The following is a 22,702-nucleotide window of genomic DNA, read 5'->3' as shown; positions in this document are numbered from 1 at the left end:
GAGCGGGCGCGGATCGCCCGCGAACTGCACGACGTGGTCACCCACCACGTGACGGCCATGGTGGTCCAGGCCGACGCGGCGCAGTTCCTGCTCACGTCCGCGCCGGAACGCGCCGGCGAGGGACTGACCGCCGTCAGCGACACCGGCCGCCGGGCGCTGACGGAACTGCGGTACCTGCTCGGCGTCCTGGAGGCGACCGGCGAGTCGGCGTCCGCGGACCCGGCGCGCGCGGGCCGGGCACCCACCCTGGGGCGGGTGGGGGACCTGGTCGAGCAGGCCCGCAGGTCGGGCCAGCCGGTCGGGTTCAGCGAGCAGGGTGAGCGGCGGCCGCGGAGCGTGGACGTGGAACTGGCCGCGTACCGGGTGGTGCAGGAGGCGCTCACCAACGCCATGAAGTACGCGGCAGGCAAGCCGGCACGGGTCCTGCTCCGGCACGGTGCCGAGCACATCGAGATCGAGGTGACCACCGACGGACCGGTCGCCGCACCGGTCACGCGGAAGCCGGGCCCCGCGGGCGGACGAGGACTGGCGGGGCTGCGTGCACGGGTGCGGATGCTCGATGGTGAACTGGAGGCCGGTCCCCGGCCCGAGGGCGGGTTCGAGGTCCGCGCCACGATTCCGTCCAGGCCCCTTCAGGAGTGACCCCAGTGAACGACGCGCCGCCACCGATCAGTGTGCTCGTCTGCGACGACCAGGCGCTGGTGCGGACCGGCTACGTCACCATCTTCTCCGCGCAGCCCGACATGGAGGTCGTCGGGGAGGCCGAGAACGGCCACGAGGCGGTCCAGGCCGCGCGGCGGCTGCGCCCCGACGTGGTCGTGATGGACATCCGGATGCCCCTGCTCGACGGCATCGAGGCGACACGGCAACTGGCCGGCCCCGACACCGAGGACGCGCCGAAGGTCCTGGTCGTCACCACCTTCAACGTCGACGCCTACGTCTACGACGCGCTGCGCGCCGGAGCGAGCGGCTTCCTCCTCAAGGACGCGCCCCCGGCGGAACTGGTGGGCGGCATCCGCACCGTCGCCCGGGGCGAGGCCCTACTGGCACCCGCCGTCACCCGCCACCTCATCGGCCACTTCGCCCAGCATCTGCGACCGGCCGACACCTCCCGGCCGGCCAGGCAGGACATCGTGCGCGCACTGACCCCCCGCGAGCTGGAAGTGCTCCGGCTGATCGCCGAGGGGCTGTCGAACGCGGAGATCGCCGCGGCGATGTTCATCACGCCCGAGACCGTCAAGACCTATGTGTCGCGCATCCTGGCGAAACTCGGCCTGCGCGACCGCGTCCAGGCCGTCGTCCTCGCCTACCGGGTCGGACTGGCGTCCGACACGCCGTGAACCGGCACGGTCGTGTGCCCGAGGCACAGCGCCGCCCACCCGGCAGACCAGGTGAGCCCCCGCCCCGCCCCCTTGGTGACCTCCCCGGCATGGAAGCACGGGCCGGAGCCTGGCCCGCGACTGCTCTCACCAACGGGGGTCCTTCGCGCGAGGAAGACCGATCACGGGCCGCCGGCCCCCCACCACCACCGAACCCGGACTCGGCCTCGGAGAAAGCCCGCGTGCCCCGCGTTGCGGAGGTCGAAATCGTGGTGTCGTGAGAGTTCAGGCGGGCCTGACGGTCAGGCCGGTCTCGGCGAGGCAACCGTCGATGAGCTCGCTGCGGCACCGGATGTGTCGCAGACCGCGCCGGACGCGCAGGACGAGGGGTTCGGGGGTGGCGAAGGCGACGTTGGAGAGCCAGCCGCACCACAGCAGGGACCAGATCCCCTCGACCGGGTCGAGGTCGGGCACGTAGGGCGGCAGGTAGGAGATGGTCAGCCAGCCCCGATCTGCGGCCCACTCCCGCAGATCGACGGCCGTGTGCACGTTCAAGTGGTCCCGGACGACCACGATGGGGCCACCGAGCTGGTGGTGGGCAGCGGTCAGCAAGTCGCGGTAGTCGGTCCAGGCGAAGCTCTTGTGTCCGTCTGAAGGCCGACCCCGGTGGATGCCCCGTCAGAAATCGTTGTCGGCGGTCATGGCGTTGCCGAAGACGTCGTACACCGACACGTGGCCCTGGCCGGAGTCCTGCCAGTCGTCGAAGGCCACAACGATCGCGGCGGCAGCCGCCTCCGGGTCCCTCACCGGAGTCCTTCCACCGTTGATGTCGGTGGAGACATAGACGCTTCCCGTCTTTTCGTTCCACTCTCCGATGATGCGCTGGACACGTCCAACCGCATCCTTCTGCTGCGTGCTTCCGTGCTTGTCAACCCAGCTCCGGAACTCACGCGCTTTCTTCCTGGACTGCGCCATATCCGGATCCGCGGGCAGTTCCGCCACCAGTCCGTCCTTGTTGGGTGGCTTGGTGGTGTCGACGTTGCAGGCTGTGGCTCCGGCGATCAGGACGGCGCCGAGCGTGAGGACGGCAGCGCCATGGGGCGTGCGCTTCACAGGAGCCTCCGTCGCGCGCTTGGGTCAGATACGAGATGCCAGAGTACCGGCGCCCCGAGTCCGGAGCGCCGGTACTGACCGGACGACTGGATTCAGAACTTGATGGCGTCGGCCTTGTCGTTCCAGTTGCCGCTGAGGTTGAAAGGGTGGGGTGACAGCGGGCGTTTGCGGTGCTACATCGTCGCCATGAGGTACGCGGATGGCGGCGGCCTGACCGCCGCGGGGCGGGCGAAGCGTGAGGCGGTGCGTTTCGAGGCCGCGGAGATGTTCGAGCAGGGGGTGCGGCCGCCGGAGGTGGCCCGCGGGTTACGGGTGTCGCGGAAGTCGGCGTATGCCTGGCATGCCGTCTGGCGCAGGGGCGGCAGCGCGGCTCTGGCGTCCAAGGGGGCCGGCGGCTTTCCGTGCCGGCTCGGCAAGGCCCAGGCGGAGCGGTTGCAGGCCGAGCTGGAAGCGGGCCCCGCGGCGCACGGCTGGATGGAGGACCAGCGGTGGACCCTGGCGAGGGTCGCGGAGCTGATCCACCGGCTGTTCGGTCACCGGTATACCCCGCGTGGGGTGTCGTATCTGCTGCACCGGCTGGGCTGGTCACCGCAGGTCCCTGTGCACCGGGCCGTCGAGCGGGACGAGCAGGCCGTCGTCGCGTGGCGGACGGAGCAGTCGTCACGGGTAAGAGGACGGCCCAGCTCCTGGGCGCGTGGATAGTCTTCGAGGACGAGGCTGGGCAGGACCTGCAACCCGGCAAGGGCCGGACCTGGTCGCGACGTGGGCGGACGCCGCTGGTCACAGTGACGGGCAAGGGGTCCGGCCGGGTCCTGATGGCCGGGATGATCTGCGTCAGACCGGGCCGCGAGACCAGGCTGATCTACCGGACCCAGACGTACCGGGGCCGCACCGGCGAGAAGAAGGGCTTCCGGGCCCGCGAGTTCGCGGACCTGCTTTCCTCCGCGCGTCGGCAGCTCGGCGGTGCACCGCTGATCGTGGTGTGGGACAACGCCAGCACCCACCACGCCAAGGCCCTGCGGGAGTTCTGCGACCGCAACAGCGACTGGCTGACCATCATCAAGCTCCCGCCGTACGCACCCGACCTCAACCCCGTCGAAGGCGTGTGGGCGCACCTGAAGAAGTCCCTGGCCAATCTCGCACCCCGCACGATCGACGACCTCACCCCGCTCGTGAAGAACCGCTTGTGCGGCATCCAACGCCGCCCCGAAGTCCTCGACGGCTTCATCGCCGGGGCCGGACTGACACTGGAGCCCCCATAGCCTGTCACCCCACCCTTTCAACCTCAGCGTCAACTACTGCCGTCAAGAGCCGCTGAAGGCCCACCATGCATCGCCTGGTGGGCCTTAATATTTGCACTCCTTATTTCCATAAACCGAGTGCTTCTACCTGAGCATCACGTCTACGTCGAATTCTCTCAGAACTTCCATGATGGACGCCGACAGCGAGGCGCCCATCCTTTCCTGCGCACCGGAAAAGTGTTCCCAGACCAACTCGAACGGAGCGCTAGGATTTCGGGACGATGCAAGGCAATCAGCAAGCCCGTCAAGGGTGGATCCAAAATATCCACCGGGGCCATTAACCGATTCACCAAGTGCGCAGTAGAAGCTGCTTTCACCGAGAATCTGCCTGCCATCGATTACGCAGATCTCTCCGACGCCGTACCTCCTAGCCGCATGACCTGTTTCGAACCAGGAGTTTTGAACCACATGGAGCCAGCTATCATGCGATTCGACGGGATACCTGGCCCATTCCCCATTCACAAGGGGACTTCCCGAAGCCCATCGACGCCAAATCGCTCCCGCCGTGGCGTACGGGCAGGTATGGCCATAGAAGGTTGCAACAAAGCCGCCCTGCCCGGGACTTCCCTTACCTTCGAACGTAGAGCGCAGCCCCACCCGCCCGATGTAATACGACCCGATCGCCTTGCCGAGCGAGTTGACCACGCGCAGCTCTGTACCGGACAGGTCCATGCCGAGGCGGACCTGTTCCCGCGCCGACCCGTAGATCAAGATTTCCTCTGACTGTGCGTGATCCGACTCCACAAAGAACCCGCTAATTTCGCGCGCCGCAATAATGACCGTTCCGGTCTCTTCTTCGACTAGGTGATAGAGCGGAACAATCGAACCGCTTTCACTCATTTCGCACCTTCCCGCTGCCGACCAGGAGAATTCTGGCGGAGAGTCCGGAGAGGTCTGACGACGACCTCTCCGGACTCTCCATTGTGTTTACTTCTACCTACTACCACCCAGAGTCAGGGAAGTGGGGTGCACTGAAAGGCTTGATCGTCTTGTAGTGGTCGTTCGTCCATCCCATCACTATCCGGCCATCTGGCAGGGTTTTCGCTAGAATCCGAGCGCTGTCACCCTTAGATCCGGGAACTCGATACTCCAGGGCACCCGCCCAGCGCTTCTCGTGAGTCGCCCTGCCTTGGAATACCTTCTGCGCTCCCGTGGCAGGATCCGTCTGCGGAACGCCTCTCCCGGCCCTAATTTCGTCATAGGCATTGACGAAGTGCCTCGACATCCCCTGCGGAAGTGGATCCGACAGCTCCCCGGCAGGACAGCCATTGCTGTTGTGAACGAGGACTGGCGTCTGCCCTGCCAGCACATAGTACGTGTGCGCGCTGGGGAGGCGTCACCTGCTTTTTTGCAGGTCAGCGAAAGTTGGCTGGTCCGCTGGCGTCCGTGGAAGTGTGCTGAGGTCCGTCTCGGTTGCCGTCATCGTTGCCGTCAGAACCGTGCATGGGCTGGAGACCATGCGTCGGCCTTCGGCAAGGTCGGCGGAGCGGGTTTGGGCGGTGTCCTGCCCGGACTGGGGTCGGGCATGATCAGGGGGCCGTACGCTGGTTGGCAACTCGGGCAGGCTTTGGACCTGCCCGCAATGTGTCCGAGTGGCCCCCTGGGCTTGCTCGATGCGGGTCCCGGACCGGGCAGGTGCGTAAAGCCGTCGGAGCCGACCGGCCCCAGCCACCGACCAGCCCTGACAGCAACCCCGGTGCTCGCTGCTGGTGCGCGGCCGGCGGACGCCGGGGCGGAGCGGGACGAAGGCAGGAGCGTCGGCCCGGCGGGGAGCCGGGCCGCGCGCGGCGAGCGGCAGCGAGCCGCACTTGAAGTCGTAGAGAAGGTTGTTACTCAGTCGGCTTGTTGGGCTGGCGTTGGCGGTCCTGCTCGATGGCGTAGGCGACTGTCTCGGCGCACTGGATGACCATTTGAAGGTGGTTGAGCACGTCTTTGCGGGCGGCTTCGATCAGGTCTTGGTGGGTGGCTTGGTCGGTGGTGGTGTGGGGTGTCCAGAAGCCGCGGTGGCTGTGGTCGCGGACGATGTCGGCGCAGGTGCGGACGACGGCGTTCATGGCGGCGGTGATCTCGTAGCGGTAGAGCTGGTCGTTCTGGGTGGTGCGGTCGTGGGTCATGGGTGCTGCCTGGTGAGGGGGCGGGCGGTGAGCAGGTAGCGCACGGCGTCGTCGGGGATGGTGTGGCTGTAGGGCGCGCCGTGGGCGAGGACGGTTAAGGCGTGTTCGTGGGCCTGGTCGTCGTGGAGCCATGCCAGGACGGGGCGGGCGGCTGGTGGGTCGAGTTGGTCGCTGATGTGGCGGGCTCGGATGTGGAGCCAGCGCAGGGCGAGGCGGGGTGAGCTGGTGTGGTGGGCGGCGAGCCAGAAGGTGCGGCCGTCGTCGGGGGTGTGGGCGATCGCTTCGCACCAGTAGGCGCGGGTGCTCAGCATGGTTGGGCTTCTCGTGCGGCTGGGAGTGGTGCGGGGAGGGTGGCGGTCACGGTGTGGCCGCCGGTGTCGTGGTGGATCTCCAGTGCTGCCGCGAGGTGGGTGACGATGGCCAGTCCCCGACCGTGGGTGGACTCCTCGTCGGGGTGCGTGATGTGGGGGTGGGTGGGGCTGCCGCCGGTGTCGGTGACGGCAAGGGTGACAGCCTGGGTGGTGCGGGTGATGGTGATACGGAAGGCGGGGCCGGTGGTGTGGGTGACGGCGTTGGCGCTCAACTCGGTGACGATCAGTGCGGCGTCGTCGGCGTGAGGGCTGCCGGTGAGGATGTCCCGGGTCCAGCGGCGGGCGCGGGCGACTTCGGCCGGGAGTCTTGGGCAGGAGAGTTCCCAGACCTGCACCGTACTCGTATACTCGTCCATACAAGTTCCTTCGTGCTGGTAGGCCGCCATGGGCAGTGGGTTTGGGCTAGACGAGTTTCACGCCGTCGTGCGCTCGGACGGCCGGTGGGGATGCCGTATCCAGGGCGTCCAGGACGCGCACGGCGTATGCCTCGTCGGTGAGTTCGGTGACGTCCTCGCGGGTGGCCCAGCGCAGGGCGCGGGTCTCGTCGCCGGTGGTGGGGGTGCCGTCGATCGCCTCGCAGCGGAAGACGAGGGAGACGATCAGGCCGGTCATGTTCTTGTAGACGCCGGTCAGGGTCGCCGGAAGTGCGATCTTGATGCCGGTCTCTTCGAGGACTTCGCGCTGGAGGGCGTCGGGGATGGTCTCGCCTGGTTCGAGGACGCCGCCGGGCGGCTCCCAGTGTCCGTTGTCCCTGCGCTTGATCAGCAGGGCGCGGCCGTGGTCGTCGATGATGACTCCGGCGACGCTCACGGAGTGGGGGCGTTCAGCGGTACTCACGTTCTGGGGTCCCCTTACCTGGCTAGGCTCTCCACCGTAGCAATGACACTCAGGTGCTCGTCTAGATATCTAAAGGAGTAAAGATGGCGGCTCTCTCCCCCGGCGTTCTCGGGGCGCTGGACCCGACCAGTGACCGCGCGGTGTTTCGGCAGATCGCCGATCAGATCCGCGAGGCGATCGACAAGGGGCGGTTCACCGAGGGCGCCAAGCTGCCGTCCGAGGCAGAGTTGGTCGAGCACTACGGCGTCTCCCGGATGACGGTGCGCAACTCGTTGTCCATCCTCCAGACCGAGGGCCTGGTGGTCTCCGAGCACGGCAAGGGCGTGTTCGTCCGGCCGCGTCCGCCCGTGCGGCGGCTGGCCTCGGACCGGTTCGCCCGGCGCCACCGGGAACAGGGGAAGTCCGCGTTTCTCGTGGAGGCGGAGGCGGCCGGGAGTAAGTCGGAGGTGGACAGTTTGGAGGTCGGGGAGGAGCGGCCCAGTCAGGACATCTCGGCGCGTCTGGGCTCGCCGCGGCGGGTGCTGGCCCGGCGTCGCCGGTATCTGCTGGACGGGCGGCCGGTGGAGTTCGCCACCTCCTACCTTCCGCTCGATCTGGCGCGGAACACTCCGATCGCCCAGCCGAACCCGGGCCCGGGCGGCATCTATGCCCGGTTGGAGGAGTTGGGGCACCGGCTGGACCACTTCGACGAGGAGATCAAGGCCCGGATGCCCACGCCGCAGGAGGTGCGGACGCTGCGGCTGTCCAGCGGCGTGCCGGTGATCCACCTGGTGCGCACCGCGTACGACACCGAGGGGCGGGCGGTGGAGGTCTGCGACACGGTGATGGCCGCTGACGCCTACGTGTTGGCGTACCGGCTGCCGGCCACCTGACGCCGGGGATGGGTGGGGTGCGATGCGGTCCGGTGCGCGGCTGGTTTCGACTCGTACATCCTCAGACGCATACTCGTATAGACGAGTGGGCAAGCTCTGTGGCACAGTGGTCCGCGTTCCCAGCCGTTCCGGGATCACCTCGACGCATCTTGTCTAGACGACTAGGTGTCATGGTCCCGGTGTGTCTTCAAGGAGAGAAATTGCTGCGCACCATCCGTGTGGAGACCTCCACCGCCACGATCCTGCTCACCGAAGCTCCCGCTCCGAAGGTCCGGGACCGGCAGACCGGGGAGATCGCCAAGGACACCGTGACCGGGGAGACGCTGATGACGGTCGGCGTCGTCTACATCGACGACGGCGAGTCGGCGCTGATCCGGGTCGCCGTACCCGAAAGCGGCATCGCCGAGGGTCTGACGCTGGGCGCTCCGGTGTCCCTGCCGGGCCTGGTGGCCAAGCCGTGGGAGAACGTCTTCAACGGCCAGCAGAAGCACGGCATCGCCTACCGGGCCGCCGCCGTCACCCCGGGCGCCGTCCCGGCAGCGGTGGGGGCCTGAGAAAGTGTTGGGTAACTGATTAGAGACAGGCTGTGACTGCCGGGTGGTGATGGCCGCTGGTCGGCTGGCGGTGAGGATCACCGGCATGTGTGTCTGTGTCTGCAAGCCTGCCTATGACACGTCGTTGACCGATGCCCAGTGGGCGGTGATCGAGCCGTTGCTGCCCCGGCGGGATCCGCGCCGGGGCGGGCGGCCGCTGAAGTTCCCGCGCCGGCTGATCCTGGACACGGTGTTGTACGTGCTGGGCACCGGCTGTGCGTGGCGGCTGGTGCCGCACGACCTGGCCCCCTGGGACGCCGCCTACCGGTGGTTCCGCGCCTGGACGGCGGACGGCACCTGGGACCGTGTCCACGATGCGCTGCGGGAGAGGGTGCGGGTCGCCGACGGGCGGGATCCGCAGCCTTCGGCGGCCGTGCTGGACTCGCAGTCCGCCCGGACCAGTGAGGGCGGTGAGGCGGTCGGGTTTGATGCGGGCAAGCGGGTGCGCGGGCGCAAGCGTCATCTGCTGGTGGACACCTGCGGTCTGGTCCTCAAGGCGGTGGTGCACTCGGCCTCGATACAGGACCGGGCCGGGGCCAAACTGGTACTCGGCGGCATCCACCGGCTGGTACTCGGCGGCATCCACCGGCGCTTTCCGCTGCTGGGGCTGGTGTGGGTGGACGGTGGCTATGTCAACGCCGTCGACGCCCGGCTGGTGGGGTGGGCCGCCCGGAGGGAGAACCTGGAACTGGTGGTCGTGCCGCGCAACGCGGACGTGAAAGGCTTCCAGGTGCTGCCCCGCAGGTGGGTGGTGGAGCGGACATTTTCCTGGCTGGGACGGTGCAGAAGGTTGGCCCGGGACTACGAGCGCAAGACCGCGCACGCCGAAGCGATGATCAAGGTGGCCATGATCCGGCTCATGGCCGCCCGGCTGGCCGGCGAGGACGTCGAACCACACGGCCCGATCGAGACCGAGGCAGCCCGACGCCTCGCCGAAGACCTCAACAACGAGGAGTAATCAGCTAGTTACCCAACACTTTCTGAGCCGTGTCGGACCTGATGACCTGGGTGGAGGTGGCCGGTCCCGTCGCCGTAGCCGGTGGCGGGGCCGCCACCTGGGCCAAGTCCCGGCATCCGGCAGCCTGGTGGCCGGTGGCGGGCCTGCCGCTCTCGGTGGTCCGGCTGCTGGCCTCCTACGGGGCGGTCATGGACTCCTGCGGGCTGACCGTGCCGCCCTCCCGGCTGCGGATGCTGGCCACCTGGGCGACCACGCGCCGGGAGGTCCGGCCGGTGCCGCCCCGCCGGGGCCTGATCCGGCCCACCTCGACCGGCCTGCGCCTGCGGCTGCGGCTGGCCCCGGGCCAGGAACCGGCGGACCTGGCGGCCTCGGCCGAACGGCTCCGCCACGCCTGGGGCGTCCACGCCGTCTACGTGACGGAGGTCAAGCCGGGCACGGTCGAGCTGCGCCTGGTCGGCTTCGACGTGCTGCACCGGGTGCGGATGCCGCGCAAGACCGGTGGCGGACTGCTCACGGTGCCGGTGGCGCTGCGGCAGGACGCGACCGCCTTCGTCCGCGACTACCGCACCGTGCCGCATGAACTCGTCCTGGGCGCCACGCTGTCGGGCAAGTCCATGTACCTGCGCAACCTCATCGCGGGCCTGGCCCGGCAGCCGGTCGCGCTGGCCGGGATCGACTGCAAGCGCGGGGTGGAGCTGGCCCCGTTCGCCCCGCGCCTGTCGGCGCTGGCCACCGATCCGGACGAGGCGGCCGAGCTGCTGCCCGTACTCGTCAAGGAGATGGAGGACCGATACGACCTGATCAAAGCCCGGCAGGGCCTCGCCCCGAGCACCCCGGAGGAGGAGATCACCTCCGATATCTGGGGGCTGCCGGAGGATGAGCGGCCGGTGCCGATCGTGCTGGTCGTGGACGAGGTGGCCGAGCTGTTCCTGGTCGCGACGAAGAAGGATGAGGAGCGGCGGGACACGATGGTCACCCACCTCGTCCGCCTCGCCCAGCTCGGCCGGGCCGCCGGGATCTACCTGGAGGTGTGCGGGCAGCGCTTCGGCGCCGAGCTGGGCAAGGGCGCCACCATGCTCCGCGCCCAGCTCTCCGGCCGCATCTGCCACCGGGTGAACGACGAAGCCTCGGCCAAGATGGCGCTCGGCGACATCGCCCCCGAAGCGGTGGAAGCGGCGTGCTCCATCGCCCCGGAGCGGCCGGGCCTGGCCGTGGCCGGTGACACCTCCGGCGGCTGGTCCCGCATCCGCACCCCCTACCTGTCCCTGACCGACGCCGCCGCCGTCTGCCGACAGACGGCCCACCTCGCACCCGACGTGCCCGCCCTCGACCCGTTCCGCCCTGCCGTTCCGGCGGTCCCGGTCGAGCGGCCGACTCCGCTGGTCGCACCGCGACCGGTGACCGACTAAAGCCACCCCGCACCGACGGTCGGCGCGACCGCCTTCGCGCCATGTCCCTACCCCCGCCATGCCTGAAACCGGAAAGGAGGTGCCAAGGATGCGCCGCTACCTGGCCCGGGTGGACGCCGTGCTGATTCAGGCCGTGATCGCCGGTGCGCTGTCCTTCGCGCACCTGCACGACCTGGCCGAAGCGGCCGGACAGTACGGGTGGAAAGCCTGGGCCTACCCGATCAGCGTTGACCTGCTGCTCGTCGCGGCCTGGCGTCGGCTGCGCTCGGGCACCGCGACGGCGGCCGGGTGGTGCTGGTTCATCACCGCCCTGGTCGCCTCGCTCGGCGCGAACGTCGCCACCGCCGGACTCCTCGACCTGGACGACGTTCCCGACTGGCTGCGCATCCTCGTCGCCGGTTGGCCGGCCGTCGCCTTCCTCGGCGGCACGCTCCTGGCGCACTCGCCGAGCACTCCGGCACCGAGCGAGACCACACCCGAACCGCCCGCGGCTGTCGCCCCGGAACCCGAGCCGGAACCGGTCCGGCCTGCCGCTCCCGCACCGGAGCTCCCGGCGGCTCCCGCTGTCCCGGCCGCGCTCGTCGAGCACGCCCGGAAGGTCGCCGACGCACACCGCGCCCGGACCGGCTCCCCCATCGACGCCGACACCCTGCGCGCCCGCCTCGGCGTCCCACCCGCCCTGGCCGAATCCATCGCCGCCCAACTCACCTGACAGGAGAGCCCTTGCGCCCGGTCATCCGCCTCGCCCTGGAGTGCTCCGCCGAACTCACCCGCCGAAACCGCCTCGACGAAGCCATGACCGTCGCCGAAGGCGCGTTCCAGCGGGCCACCGCAGACGAACACCCCGAGATCGAACAGTGGCTCATCGACCACGCCGACGACTTCACCGGAGAGGACTGACCACCCATGCCCGCGCGCCACCGCTTCCGCCGCGTCGTCCGCCTCGGCCCCGTGCAGGTCGGCACCGCCTACGACAGCCGGGGCCGTGAGAAGCACACCGCCGCCTGCACCGCACCGCGCTGCGGCTTCTGTGCCGACTACGACAGCCGCGCCGCCGCCGAGCTGGCTGCCCGCACGCACCGCTGCCCCGTCCGCTGAAAGGAACCCACCTGCTGTGACCGTCTCCCTGCCCCTGGTCCTCGTCTTGGGCGTCATCGCCTGGGCCGCGATCAAGTTCCTCGGCATCCGCCTGTGGGTCGTCGTGGTGATCGCACTCTTCGGCTTCTACCTCTCCCAGACCTTCCTCGCCCCGGCCATCGACACCGGTACCCGCACCGGGGTCGAGGTCGTCAACGGCACCAACAAGTGAGAGGAGAACCCGCCGTGTTCCTGCGCCCGCAGCTTCCCACCACACCGCACCTCCCGGCCGTCGCCGAGTCCGGCCAGCCGCCGGCCTGCTCCTGCCGCCCCGCTCCGGCTCGGCGGCCCGTGCTGCCTGCGGCCACGACCGGCGCGGTGGCCGCTGTGCTCGTCGGCGGCGTGGTGCTGACCGCGCTCCTGGCGGCCGTCGCCGTCACCGCCATATCGGTGGCCGTCGCCGCCCTCGTCCTGCGCTCCCTGCTCACCGCGCAGCACCGCCGCTGAACAGCCGGTCGGGGCGGCCTCGATACCGCCAAGCATCCCGCCGCCCCGACCGGCCTCGCCCCCTCCCCGACTCACGCCAGAGAAGGAGAAAGCCCATCATCCCCCGCACGACCTCACTACCGCTGAAAGAACTCGGCATGTTGACCGCCTGGGGCAGCCTGCCCGGCCTGGTCCGGCAGCTCTCCGGCCTCGGCGGCTGCGCGCACCCGATCCGGCTGTCCGGCTACCGCGTCGAGCACGCCCTGGACACCACAACCGGCGAGATCGGCCCCGAACTGCACCGGCTGGACTCCACCGACCTGCCCGCCGGTCACCTGCTGGTGCGCTGCAACAACCGCCGCACCACCCGGTGCGCCACCTGCGCCGAGACCTACCGCCGCGACACCTACCAGCTCATCACCGCCGGACTGCGCGGCGGCAAGGGCACCCCCGAACAGGTCGCCGCGCACCCGCGCGTCTTCGCCACCTTCACCGCGCCCGGCTTCGGCCCGGTCCACAACCGCCCCGACTCCGGCCGCTGCCGCTGCGGCACCCGCCACCCGGCCGACGACCCGACCCTCGGCACACCGCTCGACCCGGAGCGGTACGACTACGAAGCGGCCGTGCTGTGGAACGCACACGCCGGGGCCATCTGGCGGCGCTTCTCGATCTACCTGCGCCGGGAGATCGCCAAGCGGGCCGGGCTCACCCAACGGGCCTTCCGCCAGTACGCGCGGGTGTCCTTCGCCAAGGTCGCCGAGTACCAGAAGCGCGGCGCGGTCCACTTCCACGCCGTGATCCGCCTCGACGGCCCGGACGGCGGCGACTCCCCTCCCCCGTCCTGGGCCAGTGCCGAGCTGCTGACCGACGCGATCCGAGCCGCCGCGTCCGCCGCCCGGATCACCGGCCCGACCCTCGACGGACGGGCACACACCTTCGCCTTCGGCCGTCAGCTCGACGTGCGGCCGATCCGCTCCGCCGACTTCGACGGCGGCGCCGAGCTGACCGACCGGGCCGTGGCGGCGTACATCGCCAAGTACGCCACCAAGGGCGCCGAAACCGCCACCGGCACCCTCGACCGGCCGCTGAAGTTCCTCGCCGAACTGGCCGGGCTCGACCTCACCAACCACGCCCGGCGGATGATCCGCACCGCCTGGACCCTCGGTGCCCGCAAGGATCTGGAACACCTGCGGCTGCGGGCCTGGGCGCACATGCTCGGCTTCCGCGGCCACTTCTCCACCAAGACCCGCCGCTACTCCACCACCCTCGGCGCCCTCCGGCAGGCGCGCGCCGAGTGGCAACGTCTCCAAGCCGCCCTCGTACGCGGTGACCATCCGTCCGCCGCACTGGAGGAAACCACGTTCGTCCTCGCCCACTGGGCCTTCGCCGGAACCGGCCTCACCACCGGTGAGCAATGGCTGACCGACGCCCTCACACCCAACGCCAGCACGGAAGGAGAGACCGCCCATGCCTGACGAGGAACTGCTGACCGTGCCGGAGGTTATGGCCCGGCTCCGGCTCGGCCGGTCCACGGTCTACGCCCTGATCCGCTCCCGGCACCTGCCCTCGGTCACCATCGGCCGTTCCCGGCGCATCCCCGCATCAGCGGTGCGGGAGTTCATCTCACGCCAGATGGCGGAGGCCGCGTGATGGCTACTTCGAAGAGAAAGACCCGGGCGAACGGAGAGGGCACCGTCTACCAGCGCAAGGACGGACGCTGGGAAGCGGCCAGCTACGTACTCTCAGCTGGCGGCACCCGCAAACGCGTCCGGGTCTATGGCACCACCCGCAAGAACGCAGCCGACAAGCTCGCCGAGAGGATCGCCGACAGCAACCGCGGTCTGCCCGTCGCCACCGCCGACAGCACTGTCAGTGACTACCTGGCCTACTGGCTCAACAACGTCGCCGTTCACCGGCTCCGCGAGAACACCCACACCCGATACGCCGCCTGCGTCCGCCTCCACCTCATCCCCGGCCTCGGCACCAAGAAGGTCGCCCGCCTCACCGCCAAGGACATCCGCATCTTCCTCGACTGGCTCCGCACCACCTGCCAGTGCTGCGCCCAGGGCCTGGACACCGAACGGAAGAGGTGCTGCGCCATCGGCGAGTGCTGCCAGAAGCGGCTGTCCGCTTTGACCGTGACCTACGTGCACTCGGTCCTCAAGTCGGCACTGGAACACGCCGTCCGCGAAGACGAGCTGCCCCGCAACGCCGCGCGCAACGTCAAGACCACCACGCACCAACCCAGGCGCTTCCGTCCGCTCACTGCAGCAGAGGCCCGTCAGTTCCTCGACGCGGCCCGCGCCGACCGGCTCCACGCGCTGTATGAACTCGCCCTCCGTACGGGACTCCGGAAAGGCGAACTCCTCGGCCTCCACTGGGAAGACCTCGACCTCACCACCGGAACGGCCAGCATCCACCATTCGCTCCAGCGCACCCGCACCAGCGGCCTCACCCACCTGCCCACCAAGACCCGCGCCTCCGAACGCCGCATCGCCCTTCCCACCGAATGCATCCACTCCCTCAAGAAGCACCAGGAACGCCAGGACAACGAACGCGAGACAGCAGGGCCGGACTGGAGAGATAGCAGCCTCGTCTTCACCACATCGACCGGACGGCCTCTCGACCCGGCCAACCTCACACGCCGCTTCCGCAGCTTCCTCGACCGGGCCGGACTCCGACACATCCGCTTCCACGACCTTCGCCACTCAACCGCCACCCTGCTCCTGGAACAAGGCGTCGACCTCGTCGTCATCAAGGAACTTCTCGGCCACGCTCACATCGGCGTCACCGCCGGCGTCTACGCGCACGTACGACTCCGCCTCCAACGCCAAGCCATCGCCACCCTGAACGACGCCCTCGGCTCAAGCGACGACGACCCCGACGGTCCGCCCGCAACAGCAGTCGTCCGCTGACGTTGCCGTCACTGTTGCCGTCAAACGGCACGAGGCCCTCCCGAAAAATTCGGGAGGGCCTCGTTTCCAATGGCTACGAGATTTCTGCCAGCCATTCCCAGTCGCCGGGCCGGGAACGCAACCGGGTGAATCCCTGTTCGAGGCAGTCACTCAGGCTGGAGGATTCAGCACGGATGAATCCTTCGGGCCCCAGCCCCGGACCCGACATCACCAAAGTCCAGGGCTCGCCACCTTCCGCCATCCTCTCGTCGTCCACCTTAAGGATCACGGTGACGCCTGAGCGGCTCAACTTCTCCATGAGCTGCTCGATATTCATTCCTTGCGCTCCCATCAATAGCCCCTCAAAGCCGCCGAGATGTCACTGACATCATGCAGCTGACCTTTACCTACTCTGTCGATGACACCTCGGAGATCGGCAGAAGTGGGGCCACTTGTGACGTTGTTTCGTTGCATCAACTGCTCTACGACAGCTTGTGCAGTGCGCTTGTTTCCGTTGTTGAACATGTGACCACCAGCGATATCGCGAATCACGACGGCCGACTTATCCCAGAAGCTGTTATAGCGACTGGCGTTAGCCATGGTGTTCGCGGGCGACCCACTCAGCAGGGTTTCACCGCCAAAGCCACGGTTGATATCGGCGATCTCGTCAGGAGTCACACCCACCTTGAAGCCACCGGTCAGCGGGCAGTTGGAATTGTGAACGAGTACCGGAGTCTCGCCCGCGAGCACATAGTACGTGTGCAGGTCGGCGACGGTGAGGTTGTAGGTGTCCTGGTGGTCGGTGTAGGTGCGGATGCTCTGGAGGGTGGCGGTGGTGCCGTCGTCGGTGCGGAGGGCGGTGCCGGGAGTGAGGTCAGCGGCGTCGACCCAGGCCCGGTCGGATTCGGACCAGAAGGGGTGGTGGCCGGTGGTGGTGAGGGTGCCGGTCCCGTCCTCGGTCGTGACGCTGAGGTCGACGTAGGCCTTGTCGTCCTCGGTGAGGATCGTCGCCACGACTTCCCGCTCCCGTGTTTCACCGGTCTCCGGGTCGGTCGCGATGACCTTGTCACCGACGGTGACGTCTTCGATGTCCTTGGTGGACCCGTCGGCCATCAGGACATCGGTGCCGGCCAGGAAACTGTGTCTCCCCCTCGCGCAGGTGGTGGCGTTCTCCGCGGCGGCGTCGGCCTTCCTCCCCTGGAGCAGACGTCCTGTCTTGAACACCTTTAGGACGGGCAGGTCCGTTGCAGCCCACGCGCAGCCGGAGACGCTTCCGCCGAAGCAGTTCTCCCATTCGTGGAGGTCGGGAAGGATTATCGAACCGACAGTGCCCATGACCAGGGGGAGAACGCCCTTGGGCTGCTCACGCTCGAAGGACCGGTAGGCCTGTCCGTCTTTCTTGCCGACCCCCCTGCTCTGGGCCTTCCTCGACCACGTGTAGTTGACGGTGTAGCCGTCCTTCTTCGATCCGATGGGACCGGGGAAGAACTGCACGTGGCGGTAGCTCCAGCCCCCGTATCGGTCTCCGAACCAGCCACTGCCCTGTTTGCCCTCCCTCTTGTAGTAGTAGCTGTCGGCCACGCCGTTGCCGCCGACAGGACCGTCCGGCCGCAGGCCCGTGGGGTCGGACCAAGTGAGCGGGTTGTTGTTGGCGTAGCTGTAGCCGTGCATCTGCTGGGGGTCGGCCAGGTCCATGATCGGGTCGACGGAGACGAAGCGGCCGGCGCCGGGGTCGTACTCGCGGGCCCCGAGATGGGTCAGGCCGGTGGCGGTGTCGGTGGTGCCGCCGACGAAGCCCCTGGTGCCGGGCCAGGGACCCGGCTGCTCGCCGCGTGGTCCGCCGAAGGGCAGGGTGCGGCGCTGGGTCAGCGACAGGTCGTCCGCCTTGACGGCGAGGTGACCGGTGCCGTGGTGGTCGGCGACGGTGAAGGAGACCGTGCCGTCGTCCTCGATGACGGCCTGGTGGCCGCCTCCGAGGTCCGCGTACCGGGTGGCCTTCGGCTTCGTGGCGCCCTTGGCCAGGGTGATCTCGGTGTGGCCGAGGTAGAGGGTGGTCTCGGTCGGGGTGCGGCCGATGAGCCGGTTGCCGTCGGCGTCGTACAGGTACTCGGTGACCTTGTCGGCCCCGCCTTCGACCGGTTCGGTCACCTTGGCCAGGTGCCCTTCGGCGTCCCAGTCCAGTTTCTGGGTGTCGCCGCCGAGGGTGCGGGTGGCGGTGTTGCCGGTTGCGTCGTAACCGTAGCCGTCCCGGGCGGTGCCCGTCGGGCCGGTGGTGGTGACCGAGGTCAGGGTGTGCGGCCGCGGGCTGCCGGGATCCGGGTACTCGTAGGTCCGCCGTACGTCCCTGCCCGGGTCGCCGCCCGTGTCGTGCCGGGTCTCGGTCCGCCGGTTTCCGGTCTTGTCGTAGGTGTAGGAGTGCCAGTACGGGGCCGGGCCGCCGAGTACGCCGGCCTCGGGCGCGGTGGCGCAGGTCCGGATGGGCTGTGTCCACGCCTCGGTGAGACGGCGCAGGTGGTCGTAGGCGAAGCACTGGTTGTCGGTGCCGGACCGGGAGACGTCGGCGACGGACAGGACGTTGCCCGCCGGGTCGTAGCGGTAGGTGCTGTGCCGGTCGACGCCGTTGACGTCCTGCCGGTCGACGCGTGAGGTGGCCAGGCGCCGGGTGCCCCACTCGTAGGTGTTGGTGACCCAGGCCTTCGGGCTGCTGCCGGACGAGCCGAGCGCGTACTGCAGTGGTCTGCCCGTCAGGCTGTGGCTGACGTCGGCGTCGAAGCCCCGTCCGAAGGAGGAGGTCACCCACAGGGTGCGGTCGTCGAAGTCGTGGGTGACGCCGCCGCCGGGCAGGGAGCCGGCGGCCGAGTAGCTGACGGCGCCGACCAGGCCGGAGAGCTTGTAGGCGGTACCGGCCTGGTAGGTGCCCGCCAGTTCTCCCTCGGACGGGGGGATGACCACGGCGGTCCGCACGGCCCGGTAGTACTTGTCGTACATCGTCACCTTGGAGGTGTACGCGTTCCCGTCGTGGTAGCGGGTGGCCTCGGCCAGGTGTCCTCTGGCTCCGCTGACGGTGTCGTAGACCCACTTGGCGCGCAGCGCGCCCGCGGCCGAGCCCTCGCGCAGCTCGATCCGTCGGTCCAGGCCGTCGTAGCGGTTGACGAGGACGGTTCCGCGGGCGTCCTCGGTGGACGTGAGCAGGCCGCGGTCGTCGTACGTGCTCTTGGTGACGCCCCGGTCCGGATCCTCGTCGCGGACCTTCCGGCCGAGCTGGTCGTAGGTGTACTGCCAGGTGTTGCCCTCCGCGTCGGTGACCTCCGCCAGTTCGCCCCGGGGGGTGTGACGGTAGGTGATCGCGTCGTAGGGGGCGTCGGCCGCGCGGTGGTGGTGCTGGCGCAGCTCGGTGGTCCGCCCCCGGGCGTCGGTGAGTGTGGTGGTGGCGGTGGCGCCCTCCGGCGGGATGACGGTGGTGCGGTCCCCGCCGTACAGGGTCTTCGTGACGTTCAGGACGGTGCCGCCGTCGCCGTTTCCGGCGATCTGCCGGGCCTCGGTCTCCCGTCCCAGCCCGTCGTGGGTGTGGTGCGTCTGGGTCTCCACCGACAGGGCGTCCGTGAGGGCGAAGAGGCCGGTGCCCGGGTCGCCCTCGGCGTAGTAGGGGGCGTGTGTCCTGGCGGTCAGACCGCGTTCGTCGTAGAAGACGTCCGTGAGGATCCGCCCGCCGTCGGGGCCTGGGGCCTGTGTCTGGCGTTCGCGCAGGAAGCCGTCGTAGATCGTGTACGCCGTGTACTGGCCGCCCTGGTTGTTCGGGGTCCTGGTGGCGACCGCGACCGGCCGGTCCTCGGTGACGGTGTAGCTGAACTGGTGGTCGGGGACCGCGCTGGTGGGCCGGTCGGCCAGCCAGATCCTCGATGTGCGGCCCAGTGCGTCGTAGGCGAACGTCGTCGTGACGCCGTTGGTGTCGTGGACCGCGCTCGGCAGGCCGCGCAGCGGTTCCAGTTCGGTGGTGGTGGTCAGCGCCGAGGCGCTGTCCCCCTCGGCCGCCGGCGGGCTGGTCTCCGTCACCTTCGCCGGCAGGCCGGTGGCCGGGCTGTAGACGGTGGTGGTGGTGCGGCCGTCGGAACGCGGAGCGCGTACCGGGGTTCCGCTGCCCTGCACGGTGACGTCCGCGGTCAGGTCGGTGCTGGTCAGGGGGCGGCCGTAGGAGTCGAAGGTCGCGCCGGACTCCAGGTAGACGGCCCTGGTGCCGTCGTGCTCCTCGAGCGTGGCGGTCGCGGTGTTGTCACCCCTGGTGGGCGCCGCCCCGTACGCCCCGCCGTCGTAGGCGGTGCGGACGTCGGAGATGACGTCCCTGGCGCGGTCCGGCGCCGTGCCGCAGGACTTGGCCACGGTCTCCACCCGCGCCGGCAGGTTCAGGATGTTCCTGTCGGTGTTGGTCGCGTACGTGGTGCGGGTGCACTGGTCGTCCGCGGCGGTGGAGTCGTCCGCCCGGTCGTCCACCTCGATGGCGCGTCCGGCCACGGTGTCGTACTCCGTCGCCGTGGAGGTGACCCGCCATCTGTCGCCCGCGCCGTCGTCCAGGGAGGTCCATGTTCTGGTGTGGGAGGTGCCGGTGAGGTTGGCGGTCACCGTGCCCCAGTCGCGTACCTTCCTCGCGGTCTCGTGGTGCCAGGGCCGGTTGACCGTCTTGGCCAGGACCCTGCCGCCGGGTCCGGAGTGGGTGACGGTCTTGTAGGCGAAGCCGGCCACCGACTCGTGGTCGGTGATCGGGTCGCCCTCGTCGTCCCCGAGGGAGACGGTGACGGTCTTCTCGCCGCCGTCGGGCCGGGCGCGGTCGCCGTGCATGCCGCGCAGGAAGTAGTGGTCCTGCTGCGTCCTGACGGTGGCGGCGTCCTGGCCGCCGGTGCGCACCCGTACGTGCCCGTAGCCGCGCCACTGCGACCAGGTCCTGTGCTTCTCCCTGGTCAGCCCGTCGTCATCGTCGTAGTGCCAGGCGGCGCCGCCCAGGTAGTCGTAGCGGGTGACCTGGTCCGGCGCTCCTCCGGTCCGGTCGGTGGCGGTGACGGAGGTGACGACGTACTTGTTGAACCAGTGCAGCTCCGGGTCGTCCGTCGCCGATCCCCCGATGTACTGGGGGAAGCACCGGGTGGTGTTGGACCGCGGGGTGGGCGGGGAGGCCGCGTCACAGGCCGGGGCGGAGTAGTTGACGTCGATGCGGCCGCCGGACTCGTCGGCCACCGTCGACAGGCGCTCCTTGACGAACGGCGCGTACCCGTCGCCGGTGCGGTCGAGCCGGTTCTCCCGCTGGGTATAGGCGAAGGTGGTCTTCGGCAGGGTGACCGCCGGGGTGGCGGTGTGGCCGGTGTGCTGCACGCTGTCCAGCAGGAGCTGGTAGTCGATGTCGGCCATGCCCCAGCGGTGGCCGAGCGTCCAGGAGTCGGCCTTGCCGTAGGTGCCGTCGGCCTTGAGGACATGGGTGCTGACCTCGGTCAGCCGCTTGCGGGTCCAGAACGTCGGCGACAGGCGCCGGTCGCAGTCCTCACCGGCGTCGCAGTTGAGGTCCCAGGGCGTGTCGTACCAGTGGAAGGCCTTGTCGTCGATGGTGTCCGGCGCGCAGGTCACCCCGGTCTCGGGCAGGCAGCGCTCGGAACTGGTGAAGTCCACCCTGGCCGGCGGCTTGTCCGCGTACGGGTCGGCGGACCTCAGCCCGTACTCGATGCGGTCCAGGTGGCCACCGCGGTCGTAGCGGGTGTCGTCGGTTTTCTTCAGGTTGCGGCCGTAGGAGTTGGTCTCCTTGTCGTAGTAGTAGGCGACGGCGTTGCCGTGCCGGTCGACGACGTAGTCCAGGTTCCACCGCCAGGCCTGCCGGCACCAGGAGCCGGCGAACGACGAGGCGTGGCAGGGTTCGCCGGAGTCGTCGCCGAAGACGGGGACGGTCCAGGTGGAGTCGGTGGTCTCCTTGCCGGAGGCCCAGCCGGGCAGCCGGTTGTGGCCGAAGTAGTAGCGGGTTCCGTCCGGGGTGGTGGCCTCCCAGTACTCGCCGTCGTCGTCGCCGTTGCCGCGCTCGGCGGAGGTCAGGCGCTTGATCCGGGTGCCGTCGTCCTGCCGGAGCTTCCAGGTGTCCGTCCCGGCCGGGACCAGCTCACCGCCCTTGCCGTTGAAGGAGAGGAACGCGTTGTCGTAGCCCCAGCACAGGTCACCGGGCTTGTTGCCGTCCGCGTTCTCCACCCCGTCGTCGGCGCAGGGCTTGTAGCGGCGCTCGATGTGGCCGGGCCACAGGTCGAAGCCGTCGCCCGCCCAGGACGACTGGTTGTTGGTCGATCCCGTGCGGCCGTCGATCGCTCCCGAGGAGTAGGACAGGCCGACGTTCGGCTTCAGACCGCCGGGCACCTCCGGCACCGGCATCTCGTAGGACCAGGTGAAGTCACCGGTGTTGAGGTCGGTGCGCCAGGTGGCCGACGGGGAGAGCTGGGTGGCCTTGTAGTCGCCCTCCATCCCCTTGTCGTCGGCCACGGCGGCCAGCACGGTCGGGGTGCCGGAGCGGAGGGTGACGCTGCCCGCGGTCAGTCTCCGCCGCTCGGTGTCGTTGGCCGTGGGGATGGGCCGGGGTGTCGAGCAGGCTTCCTCCTCCGGGGTGGTCAGCGCGCATTCCGGGAGCTCCACCAGGGTCAGCCGGGAGGCGTAGCCACCGCCGTAGGACTGTGCGAAGGAGGAGTAGTCGACCGTCACACCGGTCTTCCCCGCGTCGCCGTCCTCCAGAGCGAGAGTGAACAGCAGACCGTCCACGCCCGCCTCGGCCGTCTGCTTCCTGCCCAGGACCCGGGTTTCGACCTCGCCGCTCGCCGCCGGTCCGGTCGCCCTGGTGCGGACCCGGGAGTTCTCGGTCCCTGCCACGGCCGGTACGCCGAGTGCGATGGGCATTCCCTCGGCCTTCTCCGGTGCGGGGACGGCGGAGTCCCCGGCTTCCGGTTCGGGGAGTTCCACCACGTCTTCGCCGGCCTTCGGCCAGGCCGCCTCGGGCGCCTGCTGCGGAGTCTTCGGTCCCCGGTACGCCTTGCGGGGTTTGACCCTGACGTTCTCGGCGCCGGCGACCGGCTTCTCGGCCGCGGGCAGTGCGGGGCGGCCCCGTCCCCCATCGGCCGCCACCACGGGCACGGCCGACGTCTGCAGCAGTGTTCCCACCATCAGGGCCGACACCGCCAGCGCCGTACAGCGCCGCAGCCCCGCCCCCGTCCGTCTCCCCGGTCTGCCGGTCATCCCTGTCCCATCCCTCACCGAAGATCACGTCCGGGCGGGTTCGTCCGGACACAGGAAGTCAAGAAAGAAGTCGTGAAACGGCCGCACATGCCGTGCGGGTACGCAGCCGGGTG

At 69.4% G+C, this 22,702-nt stretch carries 23 protein-coding genes and 1 pseudogene; 15 read left to right on the top strand and 9 right to left on the bottom strand.

Annotation, left to right across the window (positions count from 1 at the left end; translation table 11 throughout):
* The coding region (locus CUT44_RS14000; RefSeq protein WP_233221400.1) for a sensor histidine kinase at nt 1-642 on the top strand (642 nt) is incomplete at its 5' end.
* 5 nt (nt 643-647) lie between these two features.
* Entirely contained in the window at nt 648-1,340 is a 693-nt protein-coding gene (locus CUT44_RS13995) for a response regulator (RefSeq protein ID WP_100201597.1), read from the top strand.
* A 264-nt stretch (nt 1,341-1,604) separates the two neighbouring features.
* Here the strand turns inward: CUT44_RS13995 and CUT44_RS13990 are convergent.
* Together CUT44_RS13990 and CUT44_RS13985 are read right to left on the bottom strand one after the other, a co-directional pair.
* Nucleotides 1,605-1,970, bottom strand: a pseudogene (locus CUT44_RS13990) (transposase); the annotation flags it as partial.
* Between the two features lie 27 nt (nt 1,971-1,997).
* The gene (locus tag CUT44_RS13985) at nt 1,998-2,432 is read right to left on the bottom strand and encodes a hypothetical protein (RefSeq protein ID WP_100202292.1); all 435 of its coding nucleotides are present in this window, start codon (nt 2,430-2,432) and stop codon (nt 1,998-2,000) included.
* A gap of 186 nt (nt 2,433-2,618) precedes the next feature.
* On the opposite strand from CUT44_RS13985, the gene CUT44_RS35040 reads away from it, so the two are divergent.
* Nucleotides 2,619-3,694 (top strand): IS630 family transposase gene (locus CUT44_RS35040; RefSeq protein ID WP_456300518.1). Its coding sequence is split into 2 segments (ribosomal slippage): nt 2,619-3,078 and nt 3,078-3,694, totalling 1,077 coding nucleotides; the frame shifts between segments, so codons are not numbered across the junction.
* 123 nt (nt 3,695-3,817) lie between these two features.
* Here CUT44_RS35040 and CUT44_RS13970 read toward each other — a convergent pair.
* From CUT44_RS13970 to CUT44_RS13945, 5 genes are all read right to left on the bottom strand, one after another.
* A complete protein-coding gene (locus CUT44_RS13970; protein ID WP_100202290.1) occupies nt 3,818-4,573 on the bottom strand; it encodes a barstar family protein in 756 nt (251 codons plus the stop codon).
* 989 nt (nt 4,574-5,562) lie between these two features.
* Entirely contained in the window at nt 5,563-5,847 is a 285-nt protein-coding gene (locus CUT44_RS13960) for a hypothetical protein (RefSeq protein WP_100202289.1), read from the bottom strand.
* Nucleotides 5,844-6,158 carry a hypothetical protein gene (locus CUT44_RS13955; RefSeq protein WP_100202288.1) on the bottom strand — a complete coding sequence of 105 codons (315 nt, stop codon included), beginning with the start codon at nt 6,156-6,158 and terminating at the stop codon, nt 5,844-5,846. The genes CUT44_RS13960 and CUT44_RS13955 overlap by 4 nt, the downstream gene beginning before the upstream one ends.
* Nucleotides 6,152-6,574 carry an ATP-binding protein gene (locus CUT44_RS13950; protein ID WP_100202287.1) on the bottom strand — a complete coding sequence of 141 codons (423 nt, stop codon included), beginning with the start codon at nt 6,572-6,574 and terminating at the stop codon, nt 6,152-6,154. Before CUT44_RS13950 ends, CUT44_RS13955 begins: the two co-directional genes overlap by 7 nt.
* A 46-nt stretch (nt 6,575-6,620) precedes the next feature.
* Nucleotides 6,621-7,028, bottom strand: coding sequence for an NUDIX hydrolase (locus tag CUT44_RS13945; protein WP_100202286.1), 408 nt, complete (start codon nt 7,026-7,028; stop codon nt 6,621-6,623).
* Nucleotides 7,029-7,138: 110 nt separating this feature from the next.
* On the opposite strand from CUT44_RS13945, the gene CUT44_RS13940 reads away from it, so the two are divergent.
* From CUT44_RS13940 to CUT44_RS13890, 12 genes are all read left to right on the top strand, one after another.
* Nucleotides 7,139-7,927: a GntR family transcriptional regulator gene (locus tag CUT44_RS13940; protein WP_100202285.1), complete on the top strand. Its 789-nt coding sequence runs from the start codon at nt 7,139-7,141 to the stop codon at nt 7,925-7,927.
* A gap of 203 nt (nt 7,928-8,130) precedes the next feature.
* Nucleotides 8,131-8,481: an SCO3933 family regulatory protein gene (locus CUT44_RS13935; protein ID WP_100202294.1), complete on the top strand. Its 351-nt coding sequence runs from the start codon at nt 8,131-8,133 to the stop codon at nt 8,479-8,481.
* Nucleotides 8,482-8,566: 85 nt separating this feature from the next.
* A complete protein-coding gene (locus CUT44_RS13930; protein WP_100202284.1) occupies nt 8,567-9,478 on the top strand; it encodes an IS5 family transposase in 912 nt (303 codons plus the stop codon).
* A 29-nt stretch (nt 9,479-9,507) separates the two neighbouring features.
* The gene (locus CUT44_RS13925) at nt 9,508-10,887 is read left to right on the top strand and encodes an FtsK/SpoIIIE domain-containing protein (RefSeq protein ID WP_100202283.1); all 1,380 of its coding nucleotides are present in this window, start codon (nt 9,508-9,510) and stop codon (nt 10,885-10,887) included.
* An 88-nt stretch (nt 10,888-10,975) separates the two neighbouring features.
* Entirely contained in the window at nt 10,976-11,599 is a 624-nt protein-coding gene (locus CUT44_RS13920; protein ID WP_100202282.1) for a DUF2637 domain-containing protein, read from the top strand.
* Nucleotides 11,600-11,610: 11 nt separating this feature from the next.
* Nucleotides 11,611-11,787, top strand: a complete 177-nt coding sequence (locus tag CUT44_RS33540) for a hypothetical protein (protein WP_199185704.1) — start codon at nt 11,611-11,613, stop codon at nt 11,785-11,787.
* Nucleotides 11,788-11,793: 6 nt separating this feature from the next.
* Nucleotides 11,794-11,985, top strand: a complete 192-nt coding sequence (locus CUT44_RS13915) for a mobile element transfer protein (protein ID WP_100202281.1) — start codon at nt 11,794-11,796, stop codon at nt 11,983-11,985.
* 16 nt (nt 11,986-12,001) lie between these two features.
* Nucleotides 12,002-12,196 carry a hypothetical protein gene (locus CUT44_RS13910; protein ID WP_100202280.1) on the top strand — a complete coding sequence of 65 codons (195 nt, stop codon included), beginning with the start codon at nt 12,002-12,004 and terminating at the stop codon, nt 12,194-12,196.
* Nucleotides 12,197-12,210: 14 nt separating this feature from the next.
* Nucleotides 12,211-12,471 (top strand): SpdD protein, encoded by a 261-nt coding sequence (locus CUT44_RS13905; RefSeq protein WP_100202279.1) that lies wholly within the window; start codon nt 12,211-12,213, stop codon nt 12,469-12,471.
* 137 nt (nt 12,472-12,608) lie between these two features.
* Nucleotides 12,609-13,925: a replication initiator gene (locus tag CUT44_RS13900; RefSeq protein WP_100202278.1), complete on the top strand. Its 1,317-nt coding sequence runs from the start codon at nt 12,609-12,611 to the stop codon at nt 13,923-13,925.
* Entirely contained in the window at nt 13,918-14,100 is a 183-nt protein-coding gene (locus CUT44_RS13895) for a helix-turn-helix domain-containing protein (RefSeq protein ID WP_100202277.1), read from the top strand. Before CUT44_RS13900 ends, CUT44_RS13895 begins: the two co-directional genes overlap by 8 nt.
* On the top strand, nt 14,100-15,365 hold the full coding sequence (locus CUT44_RS13890; RefSeq protein ID WP_100202276.1) for a tyrosine-type recombinase/integrase: 1,266 nt from the start codon (nt 14,100-14,102) through the stop codon (nt 15,363-15,365). The genes CUT44_RS13895 and CUT44_RS13890 overlap by 1 nt, the downstream gene beginning before the upstream one ends.
* 73 nt (nt 15,366-15,438) lie before the next feature.
* Here the strand turns inward: CUT44_RS13890 and CUT44_RS13885 are convergent, their stop codons facing one another.
* On the bottom strand, nt 15,439-15,681 hold the full coding sequence (locus CUT44_RS13885; RefSeq protein WP_100202275.1) for a hypothetical protein: 243 nt from the start codon (nt 15,679-15,681) through the stop codon (nt 15,439-15,441).
* Between the two features lie 14 nt (nt 15,682-15,695).
* On the bottom strand, nt 15,696-22,589 hold the full coding sequence (locus CUT44_RS13880) for a polymorphic toxin-type HINT domain-containing protein (RefSeq protein WP_100202274.1): 6,894 nt from the start codon (nt 22,587-22,589) through the stop codon (nt 15,696-15,698).
* Between the last annotated feature and the right edge of the window lie 113 nt (nt 22,590-22,702).

It is taken from the genome of Streptomyces carminius, assembly GCF_002794255.1.
Lineage (GTDB): Bacteria > Actinomycetota > Actinomycetes > Streptomycetales > Streptomycetaceae > Streptomyces > Streptomyces carminius.
This window is presented reverse-complemented; position numbering and strand designations above follow the sequence as displayed.